This is a genomic window from Chroococcidiopsis sp. SAG 2025 (assembly GCF_032860985.1).
Lineage (GTDB): Bacteria > Cyanobacteriota > Cyanobacteriia > Cyanobacteriales > Chroococcidiopsidaceae > Chroococcidiopsis.
Genome location: NZ_JAOCNC010000001.1, coordinates 1,139,151 through 1,156,428, shown reverse-complemented (window position 1 = coordinate 1,156,428; position 17,278 = coordinate 1,139,151). Strand labels below are relative to the sequence as shown.

The following is a 17,278-nucleotide window of genomic DNA, read 5'->3' as shown; positions in this document are numbered from 1 at the left end:
AAGTTGTTGGAGTTGTCGGTTGACAGTTAACTGATAACTTTGTACAGACGTTACATGTAACGTCTCTACACTGATAACTGACTTCATGTCACAGCAAATATTTGTGCGAGTGCGATCGAAATAGGTAAAAGACACAGAACGAATAAGCCATAGGGCAAATTGGCGAAACCAGTGGCAATAGTTGCATCTAGAATGACCAACGATAATATGCCCGATCGCACGGCATTGCGGATCTGTTCTGGGGTAGGTTGGCGTACAGCTTGAATAACAGGTGGCAATAAGTAGCCAGTAAATAGGGCGATCGCGGGTAATGCTTTGAGGATGTGATAATTGGGCAGCAGATCTAATCCGAATAGTGCGGTAATGACTGTAATAATTAGTAAAAGCGCGATCGTCGGAGTATTACCTTTAGCTCCATGCACTTCACCCTGGCTGAGGCTAGTAATTGCAGCAATGTAAAAAATCGGAATAAGTGCTAAAAACCAATATTCACCAACTATTGCAGGCACGGCACTCATACCGAGGAGGAGATTGCCACCGCGACACAAGCCCATATTCAGCGCCCCTACTAGAGGCTGATGCTTGCCTAAACTGTCATACACGACTGCCCCAACTGCAATGCAAATAGCCAAAATTGCACTCAATAAGGAAACTTGAGCAGCCGCGACTATACCAACAAGTAACAGCACGCTAGCTAGTGTAGCCGCGCTCTGACGGGATGCTCTCCCACTAGGGATAGGTCTTTCGGGTCGTTCTTTGGCATCTAGTTCGGCATCAAAGACATCATTACATACGACTCCACCACCATATAGACCCGTAGTCGCTAACAGCAACCATCCGAGTGCCTCTAATTCTAGAGTTCCAGCTTGAATTGCCACAAACCCAGAAATCGCAAATCCAGCGAGAATATCTGCCCAAGCAGTAACAATATTAGCCGGACGCATCAACTGAAGATATGCCCAAAGGCGATCGGAATTTAAACTTATAGCATTCATTAATGGGTGATGGGTAATTGGTATTGGGTGAGTGGAAGCGTGACTAGTGACTAGTGACTAGATAAAGAAACCAGCCACTAGCCACCAGCCACTGTTTACTCAATCAAAATGCATTCTTTACTGGCTCCCACTGTTGGTTCTTGTCCGCGTAGCACTGAGTTACCGTTAAACATCTGTCGTTGGTCGATCGCATCTGAAGCGAACCAGTCTGTCTCTTGTATTTGTCCGCTTTGACTGTAGGCAGCTAGGGCATTTTCGTAGCAAACTGCTCGAACGTAAGTCTCTGGAATTCCCCGTTCTCGCATCAATTGGGCAGTTTTGGGTACAGCAAGCGGGTCGCTAATGCCCCAGTCGGCACTACTATCGACAATAATGCGATCGCAACCGTATTCCTTGACAATTTCTACCATGCGTGCGTTTCCCATTTTGGTGTGCGGATAAATGGTAAAAGCTGCCCAGAATCCCCGATCTAAAACTTCCCGTACAGTCTCTTCGTTGTTATGGTCGATAATTACCCGTGCTGGATCTAAGCCATGCTCGACGCAAGCATCCATACTGCGGCTCGTTCCTGCTTTTTTGTTGCGATGGGGCGTATGAATTAACACCAGCATATCTAGTTCTTTCGCTAGTTCTAGTTGTCGGCGAAAGTATTTGTCTTCGGCTGGGGTTTGGTCGTCATAACCAATTTCGCCAATTGCTACCACACCTTCTTTGCAAACGTACAGTGGTAACAACTCCATCACTGCCTCGGCTAGAGCTTCGTTATTAGCCTCTTTCGGATTGATGCCGATCGTGCAGTAATGTTGAATGCCAAACTGACTCGCTCGAAACCTTTCCCACCCTACCAAACTATTAAAATAATCCTGAAACGTGCCAACGTGGGTGCGGGGTTGTCCTAACCAAAAGGCAGGTTCAATCGTCGCCACAATCCCTGACTCCCGCATAATTATGTAATCGTATGTAGTGCGAGCGGTCATGTGGATGTGAGGATCGATGTAGAATTCGGAATAACGCTGCGCTAACGGCTTCGCCTTCGCTTCGCTAACGCCTTCGGCTGACGGAATTCGGAATTCGGAATTGTTCATAATTTATACTCTTTTGTCACTAGTCATTGGTCATGACGTGGTGTGTGGCGCTTGCAAGCGGTGGTGCGTGAGCAGAAATTTGTATTTATCTTCTTCCTCTCTTCTGTCGCCTGTCGCCTGTCGCCTTTCTTTTAACTTTTAACTTTTGACTTTTGATTTTTTCACTAATTCCCATAATTCGGGAGAAACCGAGCGGTTAGCGGCTTTGCGTTCGCTGGCATAATCGACTAACATCTTGGCTAGTTCTGGATTAGCACGGCGATCGAGTCCTTGAATTAAATGCAGTGGACTACCAACAAATAATGCTTTCAATATCATTTGATTCCAAGCAAGATTGTCAAAATACTCGGATGGATATGGGTTTTGTAAGGCTACAGCATTAAATACATCAGTCATGTTACTGCGTACTCCCTCAGCCGCCCGTGCTTTCAATCGCTCTGGATAAGATAGCAATGGTAGAGCTTGGTAGAGTGCGACTAACTCCCCTATATCAGCAGCAGTAAAGACTTGCTCTAACGTTTGCAAGTATTGTGACTCGTCATCCTGTGGTAAAGCTAGGACTAGGAGTATCCGCGCAGCTCGATCGACACTCCAATTTATCGGAAACCAACCTGTGCGGGCGATCGCGGCTGCTTGTAAATCGGATGGCGTTAACTGCAAGCTTTTTTTGCCCGTATAGCGCGGCGTAGCACTAAAAGCTGTAAAAAATACTTTTACAGCCGCTCCCTGAGCAATTTGCGATCGCTTTTCCTCCAACCAATTCAAACCCGCGCGATCGACATTTCGCTCCAACCAACTATGAATTAAATCGGTGATGCTAATTTGTGTTGTAGTCATTGGTCTGTCATTGGTCATTGGTCATTTGTCATTGGGATTTGTAGGGGCGGGTTCACCAACAATCTCTACTCTTATTTCAAGATCTCGTCAAACCCGCCCTAACACCACGACAATATGGTTGTTCAGTTGAATTTGATATTAGTTAGTAGTTGGCGAGCGCAAATTAAAAAATTATTCGTCACCATCAACCATCAACTATCAACTATCAACCAATTGCCTTTTGCCGCAAGCTTTTTTTCAACTTGACGGCAGCAACGCCAGCACCTAAAACAGCTACACCCAAAAATGCAGAAGGTTCGGGAACTTCAGCAGATGATGAGGAGCTATCCACAACGTCTAACACTTGGACGCGACCTTGGAAAAAGTCGCCTACGTAGAGCTTGCCATCTTTCAAGTCTGAACCTGCCGTCCAGTTAAACTTACCTGGTTCGAGGTCTAGGGGATCGCCATAAGGAGAGGGTGCGCCTAACGATAAAGGTGGTACGACATTGCCATTTGCATCGCGGGCAGGTTCGCCAAATGCACTCAGAAAGTTACCATTTTTATCGAATACTTGGACGCGGCTATTGATAGAATCTGTCACGTAGATATTATCTTTCTCGTCCACTTCAACATCGATTGGCTGATTGAATTCTCCCTCTCCAGTACCTTCTTTGCCGAAGGATAGCAGCGCATCACCTTCTGGGTTAACGACTTGAATGCGGTTGTTGAACTGGTCAGTCACAACTAAATTTCCATCAGACCTAACTGCTATACCTGATGGTCCTTGAAATTGTCCAGGTGTAGTTCCACTGCTGCCAATAGAACCAGTGATCTCGCCACTTGATGGATTAAATTTCAGGATGCGATCGCTACTATAATCGCCCACGTAACCATTGCCACTATTATCGAATACAATACCCGATGGTCCAAAGAAAGGTCTGCCTTCAATTAGTCCGCTAAATTGACCTTGAGCAATGGATTTGACATAGTTACCTTGCGGATCGAACACGTTAATCCGGTTGTTGTTAACATCACCTGCATATAAATTCCCAGTATTTGGTTCAAAGGCGATCGCTGATTGCCCGTCAGATTGCCCAGGTCCGCTACCCGTACTGCCAATACCTTGAAGATAATTACCTTGGGAATCGAAAACTTGGATTTGATCGGTTACGTCATTAGCCACGAAAACATTCCCTGTTTCTTCCTGTACGGCTATACCTTGGGGAATGGCAAGCGTACCTGGAGTGAATGGAGTTTCACCTGCGGCAAAGTTGGCTGGTCTACCGATATCACCCTCATATTCTAAAGTAATGGAAGCGTTAGCTTGGGTTGTGGTGGCGACGACACATCCAGCAGTAGCGATCGCGATCGAGAAATTTCTGAATAAACTCATTTGTCTGTCTCCTCTTGGTATGGTTACGCGATCTAAATCGAGGACTGAGATAAGGTTTGTTCTGGCTGTGGCGCGATCGCTTCTCGATCTTGTTGCTGTTTGCGTTTGAACCACGTACCACCGCCCATAACTCCAAACAAGAGTAAGCCTAAGATAGATGAAGGTTCGGGAACGGCTGCCGCAGACCCGACACCATCAACTCGTACGAGTTCCCCCGTACCTGGTCCAACCCCATTGTTAACGACATAGATCTCACCATCAGGACCAATATTCAGACCCGCAGCCGAGGCAAGTCCTTCACCCGCAGCTACAAGAGTCGTGCGCGTACCGTCAGGAGCAAGTTTGATTAGAGAGCCTGGTAGGTCTTGTAAACTCTGACCGCCGCCTTTCCACTGGGCTTCGTCGGCAAATTGCAACACTAATAAATTACCGTCTTTATCAAATTTGATATCGGTAATTTGCGTAAAACCATCGGCAAAAACTTCTGGCTCACCGTTCTCCCCAATCCGCCAGACTTTTGCTTTACCTTCGGGATATGGAAAACCCGTGAGTTCGCCAGCATATACGGCTCCATCGGGACCGATATCTACACCTGTAACTACAGATTGAATATCTACCTGGCTTGGTATTTGCTCTGCTGGTAGTCCAGCCGCCTCTTGCTCTGCTGGTACGCCAGGAACCGCATCTTGTCCTTGCTGTCCGGCTGGGGGCTGCTCTTGCCCCGCACCAGGAATAGATACGTTTGGTGGAAATTCAGGGTTTTCTACGGTTTGCCCAGGAATTTTAGTTGCTTTAGTCTCACCAGTATCGAGATTCACATTCCAGACGACGTTAGCACCGCCATCACCGACATAAGCGGTATTATCTTTAATCACAAAATCGTAGGGATTGCTAATCACATCGCCGCCGTCAGGATTGGTTAGAAGTTCGGCTTTCGACAAATCGGCAACCTCTGTTAAACTGCCCGTGTTTAAATCGGTTTTATACAACTTGCCCAAGGTTGTCGTGCCTAACACTTGGTCGGGAGCAACTGGAGGTGCAGCCTGCTGTTGCTGAGCTGGGAATTGAGTATTGGTGGAAAGAGTATTTAATTCTGCATCTCGGTTGGCTGGATTACCAGCAAAACCAGTCAGCAGATAAGCATTGCCGCTAGAATCAAAATTGAGTTCTTGTGGACCTGCTCCTTGCTCTTTAGTTTGTTGTAACGCTAGAGATTCAGTCCCGTCGATAACGCGACTTTGCGTTCCGTCTGGCGTAACTTTTGTGACTGAACCAGTATTACCAGAACATATCAGCTCAAATTGGGTACTAGGAGATGGTTGACAAACACCATCCCCCCCTAATCCTGTCTCGCCTACGTAGGCATTACCTTCAGAATCAAAGCTAAGTCCCCGTGCGTTGTTAAGTCCATCAGCGAGTGTTGTTAATGATGCAGCTCTTGCTGCCTGCGGTCCAAACACAAGGGCAATAGAAACAGTTATAAGTGCAATCGTAAGTTGTTTGAGCTTCATACTTTTGGCAGCTAATTAGTAAATGAAGTGAAAAATTTTAATGCCCCTGATGAAGACACCGAATCCCTTTTCCTCAATTTAAAAACAAAACGCGATCGCGCCTTCTCGTATTCTTCTAAGAAGAAGGTAAAAGATAGCTCATCCCTCTGGCAAAGGTGTCAAAATTACCAGCTTTAGCTTCTAGAAAACGCTTAATATTCATACTCTCAGCTCCAAAGTCCTCTAGTTGTAATTTACCGTGACGCGAAGCTTTGTCGATCTCCCAGAAACTGATGCGATGTTGGATACATCCACGGGCTTCTGAGTTACCAAAAGCATAAGAACAAGGCATCAGAATCACAGGGCTGCGCTGAATCAAATTGTATTCAGGATAAAAATAATCCTGTTCTACAAGGTAGTAGTTCTTGAGATCGTGGGTGCGAAATGTAACTTTTACTTTCTGGTTATATTCATCTAAAAATTCACCAGATTCGCTACTGATTTCGCCATCCGCTCGGAGTAGATGCGCCCATTCATCTAAATTACGTAAATCTCGTAAGTAGGCGATCGCAGTATCAAGCGGCGCGTCAATGTAAATCGTATCAGTATCAATTTTGTAACGTCCTTGAGCTGCTTCTGTTTCACCAGCATTGCGTTCCAAAATTGCCTTGAGCGAGCGACATTCAGATGTATGAACTGTATGAATTCCCTCCATAATCATTGGAGTTCGGCGCGCCGGATCGACAAAACTCAACCAGTGAAAATAAACTCCTTTTTCATTTGTTCCTGGCTCTACATATTCGGGTGGAAATAATAGAACGGGATACACTTGAAAGTATTTTTGGTACTCAAAGCCACAGTGCCATTCTATACCGAAAAAAAGCGGATTTTCAATCTTTCTAACGTGGTAGAAAAGATCCCGTTGATAGCCAGAAGCAGTTCCTCGCCAGGTATTTTCATCGATCTGTTCGATCATCCGGCTAAAAAGAGTCCATTCATCCAGATTCTTTAAACTACACAGATAGTCAAAAGCTACCTCTGGTGAAGTCGCAATATAAGCTGACGTAGCAAACGTATTTTTTTCCATCCGAATTGGGAATTGCTAATTGGTCATTTGTCATTTGTGAGTAGCATTTAGCTACTGATAACTTTATAAAGACGTTACATGTAACGTCTTTACATTGAGAACTGATTTACGCCGCGATCGCAAGTTTTCTTGCTTTTAATATCCGTTCTTCTGCGAGACGCTTAGAAGCATCTTGAGTTGTGATATTTTCTGCTTTTGACTTGGTGAAAATTTCTAGCAAAGTATCGTAGATGCTATGAATTTGTTTTAAGTAACTTGCTTCGTCTGAAAATGTAAGTTCGTGGTAAACATTAATTAAGCCGCCAGAATTAATTACATAATCGGGGCAGTAAAGAATTCCTTTTGATTTCAGCATCGCGCTGTGAATGTTCTCATCTTGCAGTTGATTATTAGCACAGCCTGCAATAATAGAAGCTTGGATTAAGGGAATTGTCTCGCTATTAAGAATTGCTCCCATTGCACAGGGAGCAAAAATATCAACGTCGAGTGAATATATGTCTTTAGGTTCTACAACCGTTGCCTCATAGAGTTGCTTAATTTCCTCTGCTCTATTGTGATTTAGATCCGTGACAAAAAGTTTTACCCCACGCCGATGTAAATAGTCACAGAGTTTTCCGCCAACATTGCCTAATCCTTGAACGGCAACTCGCAGTCCGTTCAAATCTTGTTTATTTAACTGAAAGAAAACGGCAGCTTGAATTCCTAAAAACACTCCTAAAGCTGTTGCTGGAGCTGGACCACCGGCTTTTCCTGTTAACCCGACAACATATCTAGTTTCGCGACGCATTTCCTGCACGTCTTCAGGACAAATATTCACATCTTGACCTGTAATAAAACGTCCTTGAAGACTATCGACAAAACGCCCGTATGCCCTGAGCATTTTGTCTGTCTTCTGGTCGGGATTGGCAATAATTACTGCCTTGCCACCACCTACTGGAATATTGGCGCAAGCAGCTTTATAGGTCATACCGCGACTCAGACGCAGAACATCTCGTAAAGCATCTTCTTCACTAGCATAAGGAAACAGGCGGGTTGCGCCCATCGCTCGTCCCAAACTCGTATCGTGGAGAGCAATTATGGTTTTGAAATTCAGTTCTTTATCTTGAAAAAATAGGACTTGCTCGTGTCCCATTTCTTTAACGGTCTCAAACAGCTTCACGCATCTATCCTCAAATTAGGGGTAAGGAGTAATTTATGTAGAGACGCAATATATCGCGTCTCTACACTATTCGCTAATCATGGGGAATGAAACTACTTGTTCTTTAGCAGTTGATTTAACCCCTTGCGCTTGCAGGCTCTTGTTACGTCCCCCGGAAGGTGCGAGTCGCGAAGGGTCGATAATGACATCAACGACAAAAGGAAGAGGAGAATCGATCGCGCATTGTAATGCTGCTTCAAGCTCAGACTCTTTTTCGATGCGAATGCCATCAGCTCTCATCCCGCGAGCGATCGCCACAAAATCGACTTGGGGAATTGTTGCATCTGCACCTTGCAGTTTCAACATCTTCATCCCCTGTTCGCACATGTTGTACCGTCCGTCATTCAGCACGATCCAGATGGCAGGAATTTGATACTTGACAGCAGTGTTCAACTCGTTATTCATCAGCATAGAACCGTCTCCGGTGATGGCAACGGCTTTACTCTTGCGTCCCAAGGCTATACCAATGACACCTGCTACCATATGTCCCATCGAACCAACTCCAGTGCTGACTCGATAGCGATTTGGTTTGTCAATTCGCAACATGTGCGTTGCCCAAGTAAACGAATTCCCAGACTCAGCCGCGATCGCCGCATTGCTACCTTCAACCATCACCTTTTGAATTGCTGCCATCAAGACTTCAGGTCTGATTAAATCGCTAGTTGCAGGGGTAATTGGTTCTGGTTCGGGGTGGGGTAGCGTTCTATTTGCACGACTTTTCAAAGTTGCAAAGCTTTGCGTCTTGTCTAAGTACTTGAGCAGCGATCGCAAAAATGCACCGATATCAGCTTGGACTGGTACTGTTTCAGCTGCTGGATAGGCGACTCCTGGAACTACCGGATCGATGTCTACATGAATAAATCCTCTCGCAGGAACCATTGTCGGATTCCAAAATGAGGTGGGTTCTCCTAATCGCGTTCCTAGTACTAAAGTTCGCAATGGTGGAGATTCTTGTATGTACTTCAGAACTGAGGTATGACCACCTAAACCTGTAACGCCAACAAACTGTGGGTGGTCTTCGGGAAAGATTCCTTTACCACGGGGAGAACACATGACTGCGGCTCCGGTACGTTCGGCTAGCTGATAGATCTCTTCAGCAGCATTTCTCGCGCCAAAACCCACCCAGATCGCAAAAGGTGCTTCGGTTAAAAGTTGCACGCAATGGGCGATCGTTTCTTCACTGGGGGTTGTGAGAGCGTGGGAGAGGTCTAACTGAGGCAGGGGTAAGCTCAAGCTGCTAGTTTGTACGCCTGTAGGAATGCTCACATGGGCGACAAAACCGCCAGATTGTGATAGTCCGAGGGCGAGTTGGCGGGAAATTTGCGGTAATTGCTCGGCACACTCAACTGTAATCGCGTAGTCGAACAGCACTCCTGGGGTAAAAATTCCCGCTTGCGGCATCGTGTAGGTGCTGGTTTCTTGAATTGCCCAGCGTCCGCGCTGTGCGGCGGAGGTGCAAGCTGAGATTAATATGACTTTTGCGCCTTCTCCCCGCCCTGCTAGCAATCCCGTTAGCGAGTTCGTTAGTCCTGGTCCGGCAGTGGTAAAGACAACAACGGGGCGATCGCTAGCGAAACATGCTTCTACAGCCGCAAAAGCCGCTCCTCCTTCGTGACGGCAGTGAATCACCTGGATGCTGCTATTAGATAAAGCACCCCAAATGGTTGCCATTGCTCCCCCGGCAACTCCGAAGGCATATTTGAAGCCTAAGTCTGCTAGCATCTGCGCGATCGCATCCGCAACTGAAGGCAACACGGGCATCTGAGTGCTAGTATCGTTATCTAACAGCTCGGCTGCGACGTTGCTGGAATTGCTGGAGTTGTAATACTTATAGCTAGGATCGAGAGACGATGCTGATTCGGCGCTACCAGTGTCTGGATGGAACGTGGTTTCTGAGTCGATAGAAGGAGACGAGCGAATGTGGTTGTCGGTCATTGCTGTTTGGGTGATAGGATTTTCAGCACGTTCCGATCGCGATCGAATCGTCAGAACGTAGAAATTCAAACCTGGAAAGAAATATTAGAGCTGAAATTTGTTTCTAACTTCTGTTGAGTTGGAATTGCTAATCTAAATTGACTAGCATTTGCTAATTTGCAGTCAGTTGCGTGTAGATGACTTCCAAATTCAACGCCAAAAAATAAGCCACTTTTAAGAGTTATGGTTTAGCTAATTGTCAGTACTGCGATCGCCGATAGAATCAAAACTATAAAGTGAATTGGCGAGGTACTAACCGAAAAGCTTACACAACGCGGCATAGTGGTTCCAATGAGTAATTTTTTGATCGCTTGCCATTTCTTTTGATTTAGCTTAGATTTAGCTCGCGGCAACGCGACAGCGGTGTTCGTTTCTCCAAGCTTGAGGACTCGTACCGTAAAACTGACGAAAGTAACGACTGAAATGGCAAACGTCTTGATAGCCAATGGTTTCAGCAATTTGACCAATAGTCTGCTCGGTTTTTTGCAGCAAGCAAATTGCTTGTGCCATTCGGCGTTCTACTAACCAGCGATGAACGCTCTTACCAGTTTGCTGTCTGACTAGATTTGTTAAATAAGCGGGAGAATAACCCACAGCTTGTGCTATGTCACACAGAGTAATTGGTTGCCAGTAATTCTCTTCAATGAAGCGGAAAACAGCCGCCATTTGAGAAGAGGCAGGAAAGATTGAGTGTAAAGCTGTAGAGTTTAAAGTTTCAGCGATCGCCGCTTTTGAGAGTGTCTGCCGATCGTTAGATGTATACCATTTCTGAATAGTCTCTCTCTTTTCCAGTTGGACGTTAATTGCTCTAAGTAATTCCTTTAAAGTACAAGGTTTAGTTAGATAATCATCTGCTCCTAACTCCATGCCTTTACGGATGTCATCTCGCGTTGTTCTACTAGTAACAAAGATGAACGGAATAACTGCTGTGGCAGGATTTTTGCGGATGGCAGTTAGAACGCCAAACCCATCAAATTCGCCTATTCTAGCAATGCCACAAACGATTAGCTCGGGTAATTGCCTTTGAACTTGTTGTATACCAACTACACCATTTTCAGCACCAATGGCATGAAAACCCTTAGCCTCCAAACACTCTAAAAACAAATTGCGAGTTTGGACGCTCTCTTCTATCACCAGAATCTTTTTCACCATATCCTCTACCATGAAAACGTTATTAACATGGGAAGGATTTATCTGAATGACACAGATCTGTCAAAAGCATTTTGCAACGCTCTTGTCCTTCCATTGAATGCAAGAGTCGTTAAATTCGCTCGGTAATAACCTATCTAATTACAGTTTCAGAGCAGAGTAGTGTAGATACTACATATGTCCAATCCAATTTAACAGACAAGCGTTTACTGTATTAATTGTTACTCCAGAAAATACGTATTAAGCAACGGACTTAACACGGAAATACTTGAGAAAGCTGAACAAGTCACTAATCAAGAGCTTAACAGAGATTTTGTCTACCTGCGAAAGCCACTATGTGTAGTTTATGTCTGATTTATGTCTAACTTGTTTTTTTTGATTCAGCCAGCAAATATTGATAAGGAATTACTATCAAAATGAAAATTCTTGCTTTTAATTAGAAAATTGTTGTGCTGTATACGCAAATAATATAAACGCACATGCTCATGCTCGCTGTCATGTAAATTAGTGCGATCGAACACACCTTTAAAAACCATACGATCTCATGCTTTTGATAGACGCGGTAATAAGAATACAGTAGCTATTCTATTGTTTGTCGTTGATTTACGTGTAATCTTATCTAAAGTCTCAGTCAGAGTTCGAGTAGCAAACAATCATTTCTAGAACGCTCGACCGCGTTTACTGTATTAAAAGTCACTCAGATTCAGCCCAGAAAAACCTAAGATTTAGCTCTTCACATCACGACAAAAACTAAGTGATAAAGATAAGTTAGGTATAAAAAACATTGAATAGTTTAATAAAAAATTAATTTCAGCAGCGCTATTGATTTAACACTGCTGCCGATCGCATTCAAAACGATCGCCAAATCTAACTTCTCCGACTTAATTGCTGGAACTGCAATCGCCAAGCGATCGTAGCAAAGATAGTCAGACTCAAAACAGCTATTCGAGAGCTAGATCTGGTATTTGTACTTTTGAGCGTAGCGTACGTGTAGTCATACCTGCTCAAATCTAATGTGTCGGCTGGGGTAACTATATCATTTGCAGATACAGCAGGTAATAAAGATAGTTGATCTCCTGTCCCTTGATTGGCTGGGGTTGATTCACCTCCATCCCAGGGCCACATGCGATCGCTCAAATTTTCCCCGTAATGACCACCTTGAGCGGGATAATATTGATTCCCAGCGTGACCGCTTTGCTGCCATTCCGCCCAGAGTCGATCCACATTAGCATGGATTAACCAAAATACCGGATCGTAGATCGAACTTGCAAGAGAAGCCATTGTGCCTAGAGGTTCGGGGCGACCTACACTAGAATCGAAATTAGCTCCACCCACAAAGCTATGAAAATAATTATGCATAAATACTCCAGTCGTTGGTTGACCGGAGGAGTTTAATTGAATAAACCCTTCGATCGCTTGGCGAAAAGTATCGTAGTCGTTTGCAGCTAGAATGCGATCGACATCTGCTTGAGGTACTGGGTAATTATTCGTTGGCGGAAGTTGCATGAAGCGTAATAGCACTTCACCCATCGGTTGTCCATCTGGTGTAATGTGCAATTCTGGGTACAAATTCCAGCCATTAGCGGCGCTAAAAGTACCGGAAACAACAGCACCACCCGTAAAATTGCCTGCGTTTGGAATTGAGATTGTGACTCCTTCGCCGTTGCCACCCGCAAAGTCATCTGAGAAAATTGCTGCTAACGCTTGGGGGTTCGTCCAGTCCCAATAAGGTAGCGTGACGTTAGGATCGACCGATCGCAGAGCTGTTTCAAATCGCCAGATAAATTCGCGATGCCAAGGTAATAATATCGAGCTTTCGTGAGCGCCATCATGTCCAGCTGCTGGACCTTTGGCATCTTTTGACATTAGCCCCATTGCCGCGACGTGTTGGGCGACAAACTCGTCGTAAATGCTAATTTGATGCTCGGGTAAAGTGGTGTTTTTTAAGGTTTTAATTGCCTTGATGAATGCTGCTTTCTCCGTAGCAGTGAGGTCAATAATATTTTTTCTGACGGCTAAGTTGTCGTCAGCACTGACAGAACCTCCCGATCCGATCGAAATAGCAATTAAACTCACAGCCAATAAGAACGCGATCGCGCGGCGAAACATCTTCATAATCTTATTTTTTCTTCTCATGCGTTGCCCATCTGCTGAGGCAGTTACTAGAAAAACTAAGTTAGAAGAAGCAAAACAGCAAAACAATGGATAATTTTTTGAAGTCCTGTCGATTCTTTTGTAATTACGTCGATAATCAAAGAGATAGGAATTGTAGGGTCAATTTTCATCACTCGTCTCTGACTCCAACGGATATTTTAGCTGGGGCAGGCTAGCACAAGCGATAAGAGTAAGGTGGGTATTGCCCACCCTACTAAAATGAAAATTTAATTAATTTTTATTAAAATTACCGCTTTTTTTGAAAAACAGTAAAATAGAATACAGAAACAAAATCGTTCATCTCTACAATATTTTCAAATTCTGTCTTCTGGCAGATGTGATGTGGAGACGGAAGTAGGGACTCATCCCGAAGGAACGCGCCTCATTCTAGTCAAACTACTAAAAAAATTTGACCTAAAAAATTTGAACTATAGAGGCGAAGCCATGAAACTCTCATATCGCGGTGTCAGTTACGAACACAATTCACCCCAAATAGAAACTATGACAGGCGCAGCTGGCGGAACGTATCGCGGTGCAACCTGGAACCATCAATATCTCAGACATATTCCCGTACCGCAGCCCAAAGTTGACTTGAAGTATCGCGGTGTTGCTTATTCCACTGGCGATCCAATCGATGTAGAAGTTGTGCGGTTGCGGCGAGAATACACGCAAGTCAATGGAGCAACTGCGAATACGACAGCGATCGCTACTAAACAAAAGCCAGCTAAGAGCGATCGCCAGCAGGTGTTGAAAGAACTACACAGCACTCATCTAGATCACTTGCGTCGTAACTTAGAACGACGGCTGCAAATAGCTAGAGACAAAGGTGACAACCACCTGATTCAATTGCTCGAAGCTGAATCGAGACAGTTAGCATAAAGTTACTAGTCATTTGTCATTTGTCATTAGCAGCAACAAATGACAAATGACAAATGACAATATCATCGATCGGCACGGAATAAGAGAAAGCCAGCCGTGGCAAAACCAAACATATTGGGTAGCCATGCTGCTAACCACGGGGAGAGAACGCCAGATAAACCCAAAGCATCACACATAAAGAGCAACATATAGTAACTGAAAATAATAATGACGCTAATTCCAAAACTGGTTGCTCGACCTTTACGCTTAGGATTAGTCCCTAGAGTTGCACCTACTAAGCCAAAGATAGTGCAAATAAATGGAAAAGCAATTTTTTCTTGAATCCGCAGGCTGTAACGGCGGATTTTTTGTTCGTTACCACTCATCATCGCGACTTGCAATTGTTCGCTGACTTGAGCAATATTCATCTCATCCGAATCGCGGGTGTTAGCAGCAACATCTAAAGGGGTGCGCGGTAGTTGTAACTGCTGGTGTTCAAACCGGACAATATTGCGATAGGAACTGTCAGGTGCAACTAGATAGATCGTGCCATTATAAAAATCCCACTTATTCTGTTTGGGGTTCCACTCGGCTGAATCTGACACCACAATTTGGTTGAGATCGCCACGGGAGCGATCGATGATTGTCAAACCCCTCATCCGTTGCCCGTCAAAGGCATCAGCATAGAATAGACGAGTTAATCGCTTAACCTCTCTGCCATCTGCTAGCTCGATTTCCTGATATTCTGGATAGTAAATGTTTTGTTCTTGAAATTGGGGTTTTTCTTCCTTCAGCGCTCTAGTCAGAGTCGTTGTAGCCCGATAGTTAGCCGCTGGGACGACTTGCTCGTTAAATAAAAAAGTCAAACCCATAACACAAGTACTCAGTACCAATGCGGGCAATACCAGTCGATAAATGCTGACTCCACAACTACGTAGAGCCGTTAGTTCGCTATCGCTAGACAGCCGACTGTAAGTCATTAAAGCTGCTAGGAGAGTGGACATAGGAAAAGCCAGCACGACAAAAGACGGTAGCTTTAAGAGAAATACGTTAAACGCGATCGAGATCGGGAGTCCCGATTCCACCACCCTCCGCACCAGCTCAAACACTGTACCAACTGCTACTAAGACTGAAGAGAAAGCTCCTACGCCAAATAAAAACGGTGGGATTAACTCAGCCGCAATGTAGCGATCCATCAGTGCTGGCTTGGGAACCAGCAATTGAAAGGCTTTGAAGCGTTTGTGTTTGGCAAATGTCATTGGAATGGAAAGTTTAGTTGGCGATTGATGGTTGACGGTTGATGGTTGATGGTTGTTAGTTGACGGTTAACTGATAACTGATAGCTGAACCAATTACAACTGAAAATTTTGACCGAGATAGTATTTCCGTACTAAGGGGTTATGATACAGTTCATCCGCGTTACCAGCAGCTAAAATTTGTCCCTCTCGCATGATATAGGCGCGATCCGTAATGGCTAGAGTTTCGCGGACGTTATGATCTGTGACTAAGATACCAATTTGGCGATCGCGTAGCTTTTGTACCATACCTTGAATTTCTGCTACTGCGATCGGGTCAACTCCAGCAAATGGCTCGTCCAAGAATAAAAATTTCGGACCTTCTGCTCCTGATGCTAAGGCTCTAGCAAGTTCCGTCCTGCGCCTTTCTCCCCCAGAAACGCTAATTCCTTTCGTATGGGCGACTTTTTCCAGTCGGAATTCCCGCAACAGGGTATGAAGTCGAGTTTGCCATTCCCGACGCGGTACTTGAGTTTGCTCCAGTACCAAAAGCAGATTATCTTGTACGCTTAAGTGACGAAATATACTAGGTTCTTGAGCTAAGTAACCGATACCTAACCGCGCTCTTTTGTGCATGGGTAAAGTAGTAATGTCTCGGTCATCCAACCAAACTACGCCGCGGTCGGGTTTTTCTATTCCCGTAGCAATATAAAAAGTCGTTGTTTTTCCCGCACCATTGGGTCCGAGCAATCCAACAACTTCGCCCTGCGAAACAGAAATATCGACACGATTCACAACAGTACGCTGTTTGTAGGATTTATAGATATTCTCTAGAGCAAATCTCATGGAGAGGAGGAGTGAGTAGGGAGAAGTCAAAAGTCAAAAGTCAAAAGTCAAAAGTCAGAACTAATTGATAACTTTGTAGAAACGTTACATGTAACGTCTCTACACTGACTGACAACATATCATTTCGGAGCAGTTGGGTTGCTGGTGGTAGGTTTGGAGTTAAAGCGGGGAGTTGCTGGCGCTGAAGGTTTTGAGCTAGGTGGTTTGGGTTTAAAGTTAGGAGTAGCTGGGGCTGGAGTGGTAGTTTGAGGATTAGTGTCGTTCACAATATAAGTGGATCTCACTTGTTGATTTGCCTTGGGTGTGGCAATAAAGCGACCTTGATCGATTAAATAAGTAATACTTTCTCCTTTAAGACTGTTACCCTGCTGCAACACGTTAACGTTACCACTCAACACGATTTTGCGTTCTTTCTGATAATATTGCGCTTGGGCTGCCGTAGCTTGAATTTGGCGAGCTGGATAAAATATTTGTACGTTACCGCGAGCTGTAAAGATGCCACTTTTGGAGTCAGCTTCCTGAATGTCAGAGTTAATTGTCAGAGATTGACTAGCATCCTGTGACGGTGGCGGAGTTTGGCTTTTGGCAATTGATGGGGGGAAAATGGAAGCGATCGCTAGCGTCGCGGGTACGATCCAGAGCCAGCAAAAAAGGGGACGGCAAAAAGCGGGTACAGAAGGCATCATTAGTAGTGTGGGTAACACGGAGTTAAGCAGTGCATCACAGATGGTATCGCCCATCTGAATTTGCTGTATGTAGTGTAACAACCTCGGCGCGTGGAAGCTGAACTAGTAGCAAATGACAGCACTAAATTGAGAATGTGTCAATCTCGACGCACTCAACCAGCTTAAGGTTTCGCCACTCAAATATAACTGGTAGTTGGTAATTGGTAATTGGTTACTAGTTGTTGGTTATTGCTAAGAAGCGAGAAAATAGAGACAGGTGAAGGCGATCGCCGATCTTGCTAGTTCACGACTCACTGCTCCCTACTCCCT

At 44.8% G+C, this 17,278-nt stretch carries 14 protein-coding genes and 1 riboswitch; of the genes, 1 reads left to right on the top strand and 13 read right to left on the bottom strand.

From position 1 onward, the window contains the following. Positions 1-83: 83 nt before the first annotated feature. The 10 genes from eboC to N4J56_RS05535 all read right to left on the bottom strand — a co-directional run bounded on the left by eboC (position 84) and on the right by N4J56_RS05535 (position 13,326). Positions 84-995, bottom strand: a complete 912-nt coding sequence (eboC, locus tag N4J56_RS05580; RefSeq protein ID WP_317105554.1) for a UbiA-like protein EboC — start codon at positions 993-995, stop codon at positions 84-86. A gap of 95 nt (positions 996-1,090) precedes the next feature. Next, on the bottom strand, positions 1,091-1,972 hold the full coding sequence (locus N4J56_RS05575) for a TatD family hydrolase (RefSeq protein ID WP_410500427.1): 882 nt from the start codon (positions 1,970-1,972) through the stop codon (positions 1,091-1,093). A 246-nt stretch (positions 1,973-2,218) separates the two neighbouring features. After that, positions 2,219-2,935: an EboA family metabolite traffic protein gene (locus tag N4J56_RS05570; RefSeq protein WP_317105552.1), complete on the bottom strand. Its 717-nt coding sequence runs from the start codon at positions 2,933-2,935 to the stop codon at positions 2,219-2,221. A gap of 187 nt (positions 2,936-3,122) precedes the next feature. Next, positions 3,123-4,292, bottom strand: a complete 1,170-nt coding sequence (gene scyF / locus N4J56_RS05565; RefSeq protein ID WP_317105551.1) for a scytonemin biosynthesis PEP-CTERM protein ScyF — start codon at positions 4,290-4,292, stop codon at positions 3,123-3,125. Positions 4,293-4,324: 32 nt separating this feature from the next. Then, positions 4,325-5,803: a ScyD/ScyE family protein gene (locus N4J56_RS05560; RefSeq protein WP_317105550.1), complete on the bottom strand. Its 1,479-nt coding sequence runs from the start codon at positions 5,801-5,803 to the stop codon at positions 4,325-4,327. 115 nt (positions 5,804-5,918) lie between these two features. Then, positions 5,919-6,869 carry a scytonemin biosynthesis cyclase/decarboxylase ScyC gene (gene scyC / locus N4J56_RS05555; protein ID WP_317105549.1) on the bottom strand — a complete coding sequence of 317 codons (951 nt, stop codon included), beginning with the start codon at positions 6,867-6,869 and terminating at the stop codon, positions 5,919-5,921. A 106-nt stretch (positions 6,870-6,975) separates the two neighbouring features. Beyond that, complete coding sequence (gene scyB / locus N4J56_RS05550; protein ID WP_317105548.1) at positions 6,976-8,028, bottom strand: tryptophan dehydrogenase ScyB; 1,053 nt, start codon at positions 8,026-8,028, stop codon at positions 6,976-6,978. 66 nt (positions 8,029-8,094) lie between these two features. Beyond that, complete coding sequence (gene scyA / locus N4J56_RS05545; protein ID WP_410500426.1) at positions 8,095-10,002, bottom strand: scytonemin biosynthesis protein ScyA; 1,908 nt, start codon at positions 10,000-10,002, stop codon at positions 8,095-8,097. A gap of 378 nt (positions 10,003-10,380) precedes the next feature. Beyond that, a complete protein-coding gene (locus N4J56_RS05540; protein WP_317105546.1) occupies positions 10,381-11,193 on the bottom strand; it encodes a DNA-binding response regulator in 813 nt (270 codons plus the stop codon). Positions 11,194-12,057: 864 nt separating this feature from the next. After that, positions 12,058-13,326: a tyrosinase family protein gene (locus tag N4J56_RS05535; RefSeq protein WP_317105545.1), complete on the bottom strand. Its 1,269-nt coding sequence runs from the start codon at positions 13,324-13,326 to the stop codon at positions 12,058-12,060. Positions 13,327-13,636: 310 nt separating this feature from the next. After that, a riboswitch (Glutamine riboswitch) is annotated at positions 13,637-13,726 on the top strand. Between the two features lie 62 nt (positions 13,727-13,788). Between N4J56_RS05535 and N4J56_RS05530 the strand changes: the two genes are divergently transcribed. After that, entirely contained in the window at positions 13,789-14,223 is a 435-nt protein-coding gene (locus N4J56_RS05530) for a DUF4278 domain-containing protein (protein WP_317105544.1), read from the top strand. A gap of 62 nt (positions 14,224-14,285) precedes the next feature. Here the strand turns inward: N4J56_RS05530 and N4J56_RS05525 are convergent, their stop codons facing one another. From N4J56_RS05525 to N4J56_RS05515, 3 genes are all read right to left on the bottom strand, one after another. After that, entirely contained in the window at positions 14,286-15,461 is a 1,176-nt protein-coding gene (locus N4J56_RS05525; RefSeq protein WP_317105543.1) for an LptF/LptG family permease, read from the bottom strand. Positions 15,462-15,554: 93 nt separating this feature from the next. Further along, positions 15,555-16,283, bottom strand: coding sequence for an LPS export ABC transporter ATP-binding protein (gene lptB / locus N4J56_RS05520; protein ID WP_410500425.1), 729 nt, complete (start codon positions 16,281-16,283; stop codon positions 15,555-15,557). A 119-nt stretch (positions 16,284-16,402) separates the two neighbouring features. Beyond that, positions 16,403-17,023: an LptA/OstA family protein gene (locus N4J56_RS05515; RefSeq protein ID WP_317105541.1), complete on the bottom strand. Its 621-nt coding sequence runs from the start codon at positions 17,021-17,023 to the stop codon at positions 16,403-16,405. Between the last annotated feature and the right edge of the window lie 255 nt (positions 17,024-17,278).

Bases quoted from the DNA above. Each gene is read 5' to 3' on its own strand.
- N4J56_RS05530 (WP_317105544.1), top strand. From the start codon at position 13,789: ATGAAACTCTCATATCGCGGTGTCAGTTACGAACACAATTCACCCCAA.
- N4J56_RS05540 (WP_317105546.1), bottom strand. From the start codon at position 11,193: ATGGTGAAAAAGATTCTGGTGATAGAAGAGAGCGTCCAAACTCGCAAT.
- scyF (WP_317105551.1), bottom strand. From the start codon at position 4,292: ATGAGTTTATTCAGAAATTTCTCGATCGCGATCGCTACTGCTGGATGT.
- N4J56_RS05575 (WP_410500427.1), bottom strand. From the start codon at position 1,972: ATGACCGCTCGCACTACATACGATTACATAATTATGCGGGAGTCAGGG.
- N4J56_RS05535 (WP_317105545.1), bottom strand. From the start codon at position 13,326: ATGAGAAGAAAAAATAAGATTATGAAGATGTTTCGCCGCGCGATCGCG.
- N4J56_RS05570 (WP_317105552.1), bottom strand. From the start codon at position 2,935: ATGACCAATGACAGACCAATGACTACAACACAAATTAGCATCACCGAT.
- N4J56_RS05525 (WP_317105543.1), bottom strand. From the start codon at position 15,461: ATGACATTTGCCAAACACAAACGCTTCAAAGCCTTTCAATTGCTGGTT.
- N4J56_RS05560 (WP_317105550.1), bottom strand. From the start codon at position 5,803: ATGAAGCTCAAACAACTTACGATTGCACTTATAACTGTTTCTATTGCC.
- lptB (WP_410500425.1), bottom strand. From the start codon at position 16,283: ATGAGATTTGCTCTAGAGAATATCTATAAATCCTACAAACAGCGTACT.
- N4J56_RS05515 (WP_317105541.1), bottom strand. From the start codon at position 17,023: ATGGGCGATACCATCTGTGATGCACTGCTTAACTCCGTGTTACCCACA.
- scyC (WP_317105549.1), bottom strand. From the start codon at position 6,869: ATGGAAAAAAATACGTTTGCTACGTCAGCTTATATTGCGACTTCACCA.
- scyA (WP_410500426.1), bottom strand. From the start codon at position 10,002: ATGACCGACAACCACATTCGCTCGTCTCCTTCTATCGACTCAGAAACC.
- eboC (WP_317105554.1), bottom strand. From the start codon at position 995: ATGAATGCTATAAGTTTAAATTCCGATCGCCTTTGGGCATATCTTCAG.